The sequence below is a fragment of the Gammaproteobacteria bacterium genome, from assembly GCA_029881255.1.
GTDB lineage: Bacteria > Pseudomonadota > Gammaproteobacteria > S012-40 > S012-40 > JAOUMY01.
In genome coordinates this window covers 22,344-33,480 of sequence record JAOUMY010000010.1, presented here as the reverse complement: position 1 = coordinate 33,480, position 11,137 = coordinate 22,344, and the positions used below count along the sequence as shown (strand labels likewise).

Annotated in this window: 18 protein-coding genes; 2 read left to right on the top strand and 16 right to left on the bottom strand. The window is 46.0% G+C overall.

Going from position 1 to position 11,137, the window contains the following annotated elements:
- Positions 1-221: 221 nt before the first annotated feature.
- Together OEZ43_16480 and OEZ43_16475 are read left to right on the top strand one after the other, a co-directional pair.
- Positions 222-1,013, top strand: coding sequence for a hypothetical protein (locus OEZ43_16480; GenBank protein ID MDH5547185.1), 792 nt, complete (start codon positions 222-224; stop codon positions 1,011-1,013).
- Positions 1,007-2,548, top strand: coding sequence for an AarF/UbiB family protein (locus OEZ43_16475; GenBank protein MDH5547184.1), 1,542 nt, complete (start codon positions 1,007-1,009; stop codon positions 2,546-2,548). The genes OEZ43_16480 and OEZ43_16475 overlap by 7 nt, the downstream gene beginning before the upstream one ends.
- A gap of 11 nt (positions 2,549-2,559) precedes the next feature.
- Here the strand turns inward: OEZ43_16475 and OEZ43_16470 are convergent, their stop codons facing one another.
- The 16 genes from OEZ43_16470 to rplE form a co-directional block, all read right to left on the bottom strand.
- Positions 2,560-3,282 carry an SAM-dependent chlorinase/fluorinase gene (locus tag OEZ43_16470; protein ID MDH5547183.1) on the bottom strand — a complete coding sequence of 241 codons (723 nt, stop codon included), beginning with the start codon at positions 3,280-3,282 and terminating at the stop codon, positions 2,560-2,562.
- 85 nt (positions 3,283-3,367) lie between these two features.
- Positions 3,368-3,754, bottom strand: coding sequence for a 50S ribosomal protein L17 (rplQ, locus tag OEZ43_16465; GenBank protein MDH5547182.1), 387 nt, complete (start codon positions 3,752-3,754; stop codon positions 3,368-3,370).
- 32 nt (positions 3,755-3,786) lie between these two features.
- A complete protein-coding gene (gene rpoA / locus OEZ43_16460) occupies positions 3,787-4,782 on the bottom strand; it encodes a DNA-directed RNA polymerase subunit alpha (GenBank protein MDH5547181.1) in 996 nt (331 codons plus the stop codon).
- Positions 4,783-4,802: 20 nt separating this feature from the next.
- The gene (gene rpsD, locus OEZ43_16455) at positions 4,803-5,429 is read right to left on the bottom strand and encodes a 30S ribosomal protein S4 (GenBank protein ID MDH5547180.1); all 627 of its coding nucleotides are present in this window, start codon (positions 5,427-5,429) and stop codon (positions 4,803-4,805) included.
- 14 nt (positions 5,430-5,443) lie between these two features.
- Positions 5,444-5,833 (bottom strand): 30S ribosomal protein S11, encoded by a 390-nt coding sequence (gene rpsK, locus OEZ43_16450; protein ID MDH5547179.1) that lies wholly within the window; start codon positions 5,831-5,833, stop codon positions 5,444-5,446.
- A 25-nt stretch (positions 5,834-5,858) separates the two neighbouring features.
- Entirely contained in the window at positions 5,859-6,215 is a 357-nt protein-coding gene (gene rpsM, locus OEZ43_16445) for a 30S ribosomal protein S13 (protein MDH5547178.1), read from the bottom strand.
- Positions 6,216-6,301: 86 nt separating this feature from the next.
- Positions 6,302-6,415: a 50S ribosomal protein L36 gene (rpmJ, locus tag OEZ43_16440; protein MDH5547177.1), complete on the bottom strand. Its 114-nt coding sequence runs from the start codon at positions 6,413-6,415 to the stop codon at positions 6,302-6,304.
- Positions 6,416-6,446: 31 nt separating this feature from the next.
- Positions 6,447-7,766 (bottom strand): preprotein translocase subunit SecY, encoded by a 1,320-nt coding sequence (gene secY / locus OEZ43_16435; protein ID MDH5547176.1) that lies wholly within the window; start codon positions 7,764-7,766, stop codon positions 6,447-6,449.
- A gap of 35 nt (positions 7,767-7,801) precedes the next feature.
- The gene (rplO, locus tag OEZ43_16430) at positions 7,802-8,236 is read right to left on the bottom strand and encodes a 50S ribosomal protein L15 (GenBank protein MDH5547175.1); all 435 of its coding nucleotides are present in this window, start codon (positions 8,234-8,236) and stop codon (positions 7,802-7,804) included.
- 1 nt (position 8,237) lies between these two features.
- Positions 8,238-8,423, bottom strand: a complete 186-nt coding sequence (gene rpmD, locus OEZ43_16425) for a 50S ribosomal protein L30 (protein MDH5547174.1) — start codon at positions 8,421-8,423, stop codon at positions 8,238-8,240.
- Between the two features lie 3 nt (positions 8,424-8,426).
- Complete coding sequence (gene rpsE / locus OEZ43_16420) at positions 8,427-8,933, bottom strand: 30S ribosomal protein S5 (GenBank protein MDH5547173.1); 507 nt, start codon at positions 8,931-8,933, stop codon at positions 8,427-8,429.
- Between the two features lie 11 nt (positions 8,934-8,944).
- Positions 8,945-9,298 (bottom strand): 50S ribosomal protein L18, encoded by a 354-nt coding sequence (gene rplR / locus OEZ43_16415; protein MDH5547172.1) that lies wholly within the window; start codon positions 9,296-9,298, stop codon positions 8,945-8,947.
- 13 nt (positions 9,299-9,311) lie between these two features.
- Positions 9,312-9,839, bottom strand: coding sequence for a 50S ribosomal protein L6 (gene rplF / locus OEZ43_16410; protein MDH5547171.1), 528 nt, complete (start codon positions 9,837-9,839; stop codon positions 9,312-9,314).
- 13 nt (positions 9,840-9,852) lie between these two features.
- The gene (rpsH, locus tag OEZ43_16405; GenBank protein ID MDH5547170.1) at positions 9,853-10,248 is read right to left on the bottom strand and encodes a 30S ribosomal protein S8; all 396 of its coding nucleotides are present in this window, start codon (positions 10,246-10,248) and stop codon (positions 9,853-9,855) included.
- Positions 10,249-10,266: 18 nt separating this feature from the next.
- Entirely contained in the window at positions 10,267-10,572 is a 306-nt protein-coding gene (gene rpsN / locus OEZ43_16400; GenBank protein ID MDH5547169.1) for a 30S ribosomal protein S14, read from the bottom strand.
- A 13-nt stretch (positions 10,573-10,585) separates the two neighbouring features.
- Positions 10,586-11,125, bottom strand: coding sequence for a 50S ribosomal protein L5 (gene rplE, locus OEZ43_16395; GenBank protein ID MDH5547168.1), 540 nt, complete (start codon positions 11,123-11,125; stop codon positions 10,586-10,588).
- Between the last annotated feature and the right edge of the window lie 12 nt (positions 11,126-11,137).

The following is an 11,137-nucleotide window of genomic DNA, read 5'->3' as shown; positions in this document are numbered from 1 at the left end:
TTTCAATTCATTTTACAAAAGCTAATTGATTGAAAAATAACGCTATCGCTCAATTCCACCCTGCTAATTTCCGTATTTTTTTCGCTATTACCATCTCGTAATAAATGCCTCCGCAAACCTATTCCCCCTCGCTTTGTTGACAAAAGTCGCTATACGGCACCGTCATTGCAACATTCGCAAAAACGTTCTCCTGACTATAAATAGCAAAGGCAAAACCAGTAATGGCCCCCAAAGACGAATACACAATAGACAGTGAGTCACAGTACAACGGAATCAGAGACATCCTGAGTAAACAGACGCAGAGGCCCGGGGTCTTACGATTGCTCATGCGGGCAATGGAAAGATACCGTAGCACCAGGAAATATGGTTGGTCTCGCCCGTGGAACAAGGACGGCGTTCTAAACACGTTAAGTCTAAGAGTGCGGCCATGTGAGGATCTAGAACTGATATCCGAGTCAATCCGTATTTTGGAAAATGAATGCATAGGCATTCCAGAAGAAGTCATTTCCGTGGTCCATGAACTGCTACTCGATCAAAACCATTTGATGGGCTTTCTCTTTGTACAGGAAATTACAGATAGTGACGGATCGTCGTTTGAAGCCCTGACCATCAGCCTGGGAAGAGTACAACAAAAACGCTATCGAGATCGCCTGGATATAATCCTAGAGTCACCTGTGGTGGATAACAAGAGCACAGGCTTGCAACGCATACGCGTCTTTGTCGACCCGTATGACGAAGGCAGAAAGGAGCCTTTGTGGACCTTTGAGAGCAACGCTATACATAGCAAACATACACAACATACATTTGAAGCGTTGTCCGCAGTAACGTGGGCCTGGGCCAACAAAAGGGAGCGCGTTTGGAGCCACTGGACTTCACGTTATATCGACTATTTTGGAGAAAGACAGTGGCCGCTAAATAGGTGCTTCCTATTTCATCCCGAGAAGCCTGAATCTAGAATCCCGACTCTGTTACCACTCTGGGCAGATGAAGACAGGATAAGCCAGGCATGTTAGAAGGCTTTAAACGCGGCGTCATCTTGGGCAAGGCTGGGCTGGCTGCCGCTCAAATACGCCTCTCTGACGATGACCGTAAAAAGGAAATCGCGCGCAAAGCATTGGCAAATCTATTTGCCAATGCCCGTGGCATTATGATGAAGGTCGGACAACTTCTGGTCGATTCAGAGGGCTCACCCTATCGCCAACTCCTCGACAATATAGAGCCCTATCCACTCGAAACCATGCTTCCCATCCTGCAGAAATCGCTGGGGCAACCTGTGGAAAATGTATTTCAGTCTATTGAGGAAGCGAATGCAGCCGCTTCACTCGGTCAGGTTCATCAAGCAATATTGAAGACCGGCGAACAAGTGGCTGTAAAAATACAATACCCCAACATACAAGACGCCGTTGAAGGTGAATTGAAGATAGCCGGTCTCTTACCAGGCATGGGGCCAGTTCGTAAATGGGGATTCAATCTCGAGAACTATAAACTTGAACTCCGGAAAAATATGGCGAAAGAATTAGACTATCGCTCGGAGGCTAAGAGGCAAAAAGAGTTCTGCGAGGGAGTACGCGTTGACGGACTTGTTGTGCCCAAAATATACGAGGAGCTGTGTTCAGAAAAGGTTTTGGTACAGAGCTGGGAACAGGGGCAAAATATTACAGAAATCGAAAACTGGCCAAGTGAAGAACGACAGTCGGTGGCGCGCATACTAATAAAAACGTTATTTAAAAGTCTTTTTGTGCACGGCGAGATTCATGGTGATCCCCATATTGGAAATAGCTTTTACAGAAAGCGATCACAAAATAACCCCGAAGTCATATTGCTCGATTATGGTTGTACCGTGCCCATACCGCGGACAGCGCGTCTTGCCCTACTGAAACTTTTAATCGCACTAAAGGAAGAAACGCCTATCTCGCCTATGCAATGCTTTGTTGCAATGGGTTTCGACGGTAAAAAGCTTTCCTATATACATCACGCTTTACCGATGATGTGCCAGGTTCTTTTTCGCCCTTTTCTCGCAGATGGACGTTTCCGAGTGGTGGACTGGCATGTTCAAAAGGGGCTTGATAGTCTTTTAGGAGAGGAAAAATGGTGGTTTAGGTCCTCAGGGCCCGCTGAACTGTTTTTGCTCATTCGTGCATTTCAGGGACTTTGCCAAAATCTAGTAACTATAAAAGCATTTTCAGATTGGTACTCTCTATTAATCGAAGCTGTAGGTGCCGATTTAGCACACACAGCGCGAAATTTTCAACTCCCCCCTATTTCTGATGACCTTCAAATACTCGCCACTTCAACGCGTGCGCTGGCTAAGACGCTAGAGGTGGAAGTATGGGAAAACACTCGACAAACAGTCGGCGTACACTTGCCTGCGAACGCTATTCTAGAGATTGAGGACATCATGCCCCAAGAAGTTTTGGAGCAGCTAAATGCAAGCACTGATATAAATTTGAAACAAATTCTCGACCGGGTAAAAAAGAGCGGTATAGCACCGCAAAATGTATTCGAATATTCACACGGAAGTAAAACTTACAAAGTGTGGCTGGCGTAGTCCGACGTAGTCTATATAAATTCAATATCTGACCCAACGCGCAATCCCAATTTTTCTTCCGCACTACCTTGGTTTACTGCTATCTCTAAGAGTCCACTTGAATTAAAAAAACAAAGTGCCTCACCTTGTGCAACATCGCCAAATGTTGCCATCATTCGAATTTGTCGCCCATTCACAGATATAGTACTACCTGAGGTCAGATCTTCCGCTCTTACGCCTGTGATGCAGTTTCCAAACGAGTCTATGTAAATAATGCGATTAATCCCTTTTCCAAAAGACGCGTCTAAGCGCAGACTGTTTTCTTTGCAAACCGTGTCGACATTATGTTTTTGCGCAATATGTACGGCAATTGGCGCGAACAGATCCCGGCCATGAAAAGTACTTGATAGCTGCTCTGGACGCCAGTGTATATCAAACCAAACCTGACTTGTCGCACGCGCCGCAATCACATCAAACAAACCATTTCCCGGACCAACGAACCATTGATCATCCGCAAACAAAACAACCGGATTGCGCGAATCAGTACCAACACCTGGGTCAACCACACCAAGAAAAACTGTGTGTTTTGGAAACCTTGACACAAAAGGCGCTATCAGATGCGCTGAAAGACCTGGATTAAAACGAGGGGCATCTCTAAAAAGATGGATGACTGGTACTTTAGCACGACTCAGGCATAACTCTAACTCTCCGATATAGGGTCCACGCCAGCCAAAATCAGTGAAAGTCACGATCATCTTCTGCTCCTTGAACTTTTTTAGTTAAAAAAAAACGGCGCGTGTAGAACACGCGCCGTTTCTTTTAATCGAATTTTTAAATATTCTAAGCAGAAGTTGTTTCGGCTGCACTATCTGCTTGATCAACTAATTGCACTATTGCCATGGGAGCAGAGTCACCTGCGCGGAAACCACAGCGTACGATTCGTATATAACCACCTGGACGGCTCTTGAAGCGCGGACCGAGATCGGTAAACAACTTACCAGTCATTGCTTTGTCGCGAATTCGGGAAAAAACAACACGTCGATTGGCTACACTGTCCGTCTTTGCGCGTGTGATTAACGGCTCTACTACGCTTCGCAATTCTTTCGCCTTGGCGACCGTAGTTTTGATTGTTTCGTGCTTGAACAGCGATACCGCCATGTTCTGTAACATCGCTTTACGATGAGAACTGGTACGGCCTAACTGTCTTCCTATATTTCTATGACGCATTGTCTCTTACCTATAAAAACGTATTGTGTGCTTTAGGCTGTTTCTTTTGAGCGATCCTTGATTTGCGCCGGAGGCCAATTTTCAAGACGCATACCCAATGACAACCCTTTTGAGGCAAGAACGTCTTTTATTTCTGTCAAAGACTTCTTACCAAGATTTGGCGTTTTTAACAGCTCTACTTCTGTACGCTGAATCAAATCACCGATGTAATAGATATTCTCTGCTTTTAGGCAATTCGCTGATCTAACTGTAAGTTCGAGATCATCAACAGGCCGCAACAGTATTGGATCAACTTCTGGCTCTTCCTGACGCGGACGCTCTTCAGTTGTTCCTTTTAGATCAATAAAGTGCGTCAACTGGTCTTGCAGTATGGTTGCTGCATGACGAATTGCTTCTTCCGGATCAATTGTTCCGTTGGTCTCTAACTCTATAATCAATTTATCGAGGTCAGTTCTTTGATCAACGCGGGCACTATCGACCACATAGGCTACTTTTCTGACTGGGCTAAAAGATGCGTCCAATTGCAATCTTCCGATAGGACGATCCTCATCCCCACCACGTGAGCTCGCGGGCTGGTAGCCACGTCCACGTGCAATCTTGATAGACATATTCAATTCGCCTGACTTAGTCAGGTTCGCGATAACCTGATCCGGCTTAATTACTTCTACATCGTGATCAAGTGTAATATCACCGGCTGTAACAGGACCGGGACCTTTCTTGCTTAATGTCAAAGTAGCTTCGTCACGCGTGTGCAGAATTATGGCCAATTCTTTTAGATTAAGCATTATCTCGATAACGTCTTCCTGCACGCCTTCGATTGTGCTGTACTCATGCAAAACGCCATCGATTTCTACTTCGGTGACCGAACAGCCCGGCATAGAAGACAATAAAATACGTCTCAACGCATTGCCTAACGTATGCCCGAAACCACGCTCGAGAGGCTCTAGCGTAATTTTTGCTCTGGTATCAGACGCCTTCTGCACTTCAACCAAACGGGGTTTAAGTAAGTCTCCTAGTCCGCCTTGCATGCAAGTTCCTCTCTCAATTATTACTTGGAGTACAATTCAACAATCAGTTGCTCATTGATATCCGTGGGTAATTCCGATCGCTCAGGAATACTTCTAAATGTTCCTTCCATCTTTTTGGCGTCTACACTTACCCAATCAGAAAATCCACGTTGCTCTGCACTTTCAAGCGAAGCTTTGACGCGTAACTGATTTTTCGCACCATCTGCTATGGCTACAACATCGTTTGGTTTTACCTGGTATGAGGGGATATTGACCTTTTTACCATTAACAGTAACACCGTTATGGCGCACCAATTGTCTTGCTTCTGTGCGCGATGCTCCAAAGCCCATTCTGAACGCTACATTGTCCAAACGGCATTCAAGCAGCTGCAACAAATTCTCACCTGTTGAACCTTTACGGCGGTCCGCCTCTTTATAATAAAGGCGAAATTGGCTTTCCAAAACGCCATAAATTCGCCGAACTTTCTGCTTTTCACGCAACTGAGTTGCATAGTCCGACAATCTGGCGCGTCGCTGTCCATGCTGCCCCGGTGGGAAAGGTCGATTTTCCATAGGACACTTATCGCTAAAACATTTGTCGCCCTTCAAGAAAAGCTTTGTGCCTTCCCTACGGCATTGACGACACTTTGCACCGATATATCTAGCCACAGCTTAACTCCTGCCTATACTCTACGTTTCTTAGGAGGACGACAGCCGTTATGAGGAATAGGCGTTACGTCCGTAATATTGTTAATTTTGAAACCAACGAGATTCAATGCGCGTACCGCTGACTCTCTACCTGGTCCCGGTCCTTTGACAAAGACATCAACATTCTTTACACCAAATTCCTGTGCTGCACGTGCCGCACGTTCGGATGCTACCTGTGCAGCAAACGGTGTACTTTTACGCGATCCACGAAATCCAGAACCACCTGATGTCGCCCAAGACAAAGTATTGCCCTGGCGATCGGTTATGGTAACGATAGTGTTGTTAAACGACGCATGGATATGTGCCAGAGCGTCCGATACATTCTTTTTGACGCGTTTACGAGTTTTTGCTGAAGCCTTTGCCATAATCTTACCTGGTTCCGAATCTTAGTTATTTCTTGATGGCGCGCCGTGGCCCTTTACGGGTACGTGCGTTAGTTCGAGTGCGTTGGCCGCGTAATGGCAGACCGCGACGATGACGAATTCCACGATAACATCCTAAGTCCATGAGTCGCTTGATATTCATGGAAACTTCACGACGTAAGTCACCTTCGACAGTAAATTTACCCACTTCTGTGCGAAGCGTTTCCAACTGATCTTCATTTAGATCGCGCACTTTGGTCTGCGGACTAATACCAGCCGCGTTACAAATTAATTTTGCACGTGTCGATCCAATACCATAAATTGACCGCAAAGCGATAACTGTATGTTTTTGCGTAGGAATATTTATACCCGCTATACGCGCCATTTCAATCTCCACATTTCGACGGGCTAAAGCCGCCGAATTCTACTCTTTTCAAATAGTTAAATCAAGCCGGAATAGGAAATCCGACATTAGCCCTGACGTTGCTTATGGCGCGCATCTTTGCAGATTACTCGCACTACGCCTTTACGTTTCACCACGTGACAGTGGCGGCACAATTTCTTAACGGACGTTCTTACCTTCATCGCTATATCCTCATCAATACAACTGGTTCACCTAACGTAAGCCACTACGTCCATGGCTTTTAAGGTTGGCCTTCTTCATTAAACCCTCATATTGGTGAGACATCATATGTGCTTGAATTTGTGACATAAAATCCATAACAACCACCACAACGATGAGCAATGACGTTCCGCCAAAATAGAATGGTACATTCCAATACAAAATCAAAAATTCAGGCAATAGACACACCGCGGTGATGTAGATCGCGCCAGCTAGCGTGAGCCGCGACATGATGTTGTCTATGTGTTTTGCGGTATGCTCGCCTGGACGAACACCCGGTATAAAGGCGCCGGAGCGCTTTAAGTTGTCTGCAGTTTCTTTCGGATTGAACACCAATGCCGTATAGAAAAAGCAGAAAAATATAATCGCAAATGCGTATAACATTACATAAAGTGGCTGGCCCGGCGAAATCGCCTGAGCTAGGTCTTTTAACCACTCCAACGATTCTGAACCGCTTCCGAACCATCCAGCCATTGTTGCCGGAAATAAAATCACACTGGAAGCAAATATCGGCGGTATAACACCAGCCATATTTACTTTGAGCGGAAAATAGCTCGTTCCGCCCGAATACAATTTGTTGCCTACCTGGCGTTTGGCGTAGTTAACGGTAATACGACGCTGCCCTCTTTCCACAAAGACTACGAAGAACGTTACCGCTGCAGCAATCAAGAACAGGAACAAAATGGTAAACCAGTTAAGCTCCCCGGTACGCCCTAGTTCCATAGTGCCACCGATGGCAGATGGCAATCCGGCTACGATCCCGGCAAAAATTATCAGCGATATACCGTTTCCAATTCCTCTCTCTGTAACTTGCTCACCCAGCCACATTAAGAAGATAGTGCCACAGACTAGCGTGACCACTGCCGTAAACACAAACAATGGGCCTGGCTCGATTACCACAGACACATTGCCAATGCGCTGACTTTGTAGGGCAATCGAAACCCCAATAGATTGAAACGTCGCCAGAACCACGGTGAGATACCGCGTATACTGTGTAATTTTGCGACGTCCCGACTCACCTTCTTTCTTTATCTGTTCAAGTTTTGGCCAAACTGATGAAAGCAACTGAACGATAATTGATGCCGAGATATACGGCATTACACCCAGAGCAAACACCGACAAACGCCCCAGCGCCCCCCCGGAAAACATGTTAAACATGTCCAGAATTGTGCCTTTTTGCTGTTCAAACAATTGCGCGAGTGCGACAGGATCTATTCCGGGAACTGGAATATGGGCGCCAATTCGAAATACGATTAATGCGCCAATGACAAAGAAAAGTCGCTGTCTTAACTCGACCAGATTACCTCCGGCCATACTCGCTGCAATTGCTGAACGGGAATCTGCCACGCTTATCCTTCTACCTTTCCACCAGCGGCTTCAATGGCTGCTTTGGCGCCAGGCGTTACTCCCAGGCCACGCACAGTTACAGCCTTTTCAATTTTTCCAGACAAAATAATTTTTGCACGCAGTATGCTGTTATTTAAAACACCTGCTTTTTTCAACGCGGCCAGATCAATAGTATCTCCATCGACTTTGGATAGCTCGTTCAAACGTACTTCATCTGTAATACGCTCTACCCTGGAGCTAAATCCAACTTTTGGCAAACGACGATGCAAAGGCTGTTGACCACCCTCAAAACCGCGTCTAACACGTCCACCGGAACGAGACGTGACACCTTTGTGGCCACGGCCGCAAGTCTTACCCAGGCCAGAACCAATTCCGCGACCTACGCGCTTACCTTCTTTCTTGGAGCCTTCCTGAGGTTTAATAGAATTCAAGTACATATTAGGCTTCCTCTACCTGCAGCATGTAAGAAACTTTATTTATCATGCCGCGATTTTCAGGAGTATCGATTACTTCAACTGTGTGGTGCATACGACGCAGCCCTAGACCTCTAACACATGCTTTATGCGCTTCGAGTCGGCCGTGTACGCTACGAATCAGTTTCACTCTAAGTTTTTTGGTACTCATAACTTATTCCAGAATCTCTTTTACTGTTTTTCCGCGCTTAGCCGCGACCCGTGTCGGAGAATTCATCGACGCCAACCCTTGAATAGTTGCTCGGACAACATTGTATGGATTATTGGTACCGATACATTTCGCTAAAACATCATGAACGCCTACCACTTCCAAAACCGCGCGCATGGCGCCGCCGGCAATAATACCGGTACCATCCGATGCAGGTTGCATATAGACTTTAGCAGCCCCATGACGTCCGACTACCGGATACTGGAGCGTCTTACGATCAAGATCGACATCCACCATATTCTTTTTTGCCTTTTCCAGGGCTTTCTGAATAGCTACGGGCACTTCTCTTGCCTTTCCGCTACCGAAACCTACGCGGCCTTTGCCATCACCAATTACCGTTAGAGCTGAAAAACTAAATACGCGACCGCCCTTTACGACCTTAGCAACGCGATTTACGGCTACCAGCTTTTCCTGAAGATCATCAACAGATGTTTGTACGTCTTGATTTGCCATATCCCAACCTTTTAGAACTCCAGACCGCCTTCACGCGCAGCATCAGCCAACGCTTTAACACGACCATGATACTTAAATCCAGAACGATCGAATGCAACGCTCTTAATACCTTTTTGCGAGGCGCGTTCTGCGATCAATTTTCCTACTGCTTTCGCTGCATCGACATTGCCGGTGTATTTGATGTTGCCTTTAACATCCTTTTCAGTGGTGGATGCTGCAGCTATGACTACGCTACCGGTTTCATCAATGACTTGCGCATATATGTGCTTAGGAGTGCGATAAACGCAAAGACGTGTGACGCCAAGTTGCTGGATACGCGCACGAGCTTTTTTCGCTCTACGTAAACGTGCAGTTTTCTTATCCATATGTCGTACGCCCCTACTTCTTCTTCGCTTCTTTCAAGCTAATCTGTTCATCCGCATAACGGACACCCTTACCCTTGTAAGGCTCTGGTGGTCTGTATGCCCTAATATTGGCCGCTACCTGACCTACCGCTTGCTTATCTACACCCTTTACAAGGATCTCAGTCTGACTGGGTGTTTCTATCGTTATTCCTTCTGGTGCTTCATAGACCACAGGATGAGAAAAACCCAGAGTGAGATTCAAATTCTTACCTTGAGCTTGTGCACGATAACCAACACCAACAAGCTGCAATTTCTTTTCAAATCCATTTGCTACGCCAGTTACGATGTTGTTCGCCAATGAACGCATAGTTCCGGCCATTGCACGACCGCTATCTTCATTAGCCGAAAACCTAATTTGGTTTTCTTCAACAGACACACTAACGGCTTGATGAACTTCCATACCCATTGAGCCTTTAGGACCCTTTACAGACAAATTCTGTCCGCTAATCGAGACATCTACGCCTTTGGGAATGTTAATTGGATTCTTTGCTACACGAGACATGTCAATTCACCTGTTACGCGACAACACAAAGGACTTCACCACCGACTCCGGCTTTACGCGCTGCACGGTCAGTCATGATTCCTTTAGAAGTTGATATAACTGCGACACCAAGACCGCCCTGTACCTTAGGCAACTCTTCTGACGCTTTATATATACGAAGACCTGGTCGGCTAACGCGTTTAACCATATCGATGACAGGCTTTCCTTCGAAATACTTGAGAGTAACAACCATTAAGGCCTTACCATCCTCTTCTTGAGCCCGAACATCACTTATGTAACCTTCCTGTTTCAGGACGTTTGCAATCGCAAGCTTCGCTTTAGAGTTCGGCATGCTGACTTCGGACTTATTTGCCGCCTGTGCATTGCGAATTCTGGTTAACATATCCGCAATTGGATCTGACATCGACACGGTGCTTCTCCTAATTCTTTACCAACTGGACTTCACAAGACCTGGAACATCTCCACGCATTGCATATTCACGCAACTTGTTACGGCCCAGACCAAATTTACGATAAAAACCATGCGGGCGACCTGTTACGCGACAACGATTCTGAGCACGTACTGGGCTCGCGTCACGAGGCAAGGCATGAAATTTCTTCGCCGCTGCATCTCTTTCTTCATCTGACAAATTGACATTGGTCATTTGAGCTTTAAGGGCTGCACGTTTGGCTGCATATTGCTTTACCATTTTTGCGCGCTTTAACTCTCTGTTAATCATAGATTTTTTAGCCATAACGGTATCCTGATCAATTCTTAAACGGGAAGTTGAAAGCCGCCAGCAGGGCGCGACCTTCCTCGTCAGTTTTAGCCGTAGTGGTTATAGTGATATCCATACCACGCAGCTTGTCTATTCTGTCGTAATCTATTTCTGGAAAGATAATCTGTTCCTTGACACCCATACTGTAGTTACCACGACCATCAAAAGACTTTGGGTTTAAACCACGGAAGTCACGAATACGCGGAATAGAGATATTGATCAGACGATCAAGAAATTCAAACATACGTTCACGTCTAAGAGTGACCTTGCAGCCGATTGGCCAGCCTTCACGAATCTTGAATCCCGCTTCAGATTTGCGAGCCTTGGTAATAACAGGCTTTTGACCCGCGATCGCTACCATATCGCTAACCGCACTTTCGAGAACCTTTTTATCCCCAACAGCTTCGCCAACACCCATATTCAGGGTGATCTTGGTTATGCGAGGTACTTCCATTGCACTTTTGTAGTTAAATTGCTCTTGGAGCTTCTTTACTACACTTTCTTTATAAAATTCGTTCAGCCTAGCCATCAGTTTTCACCA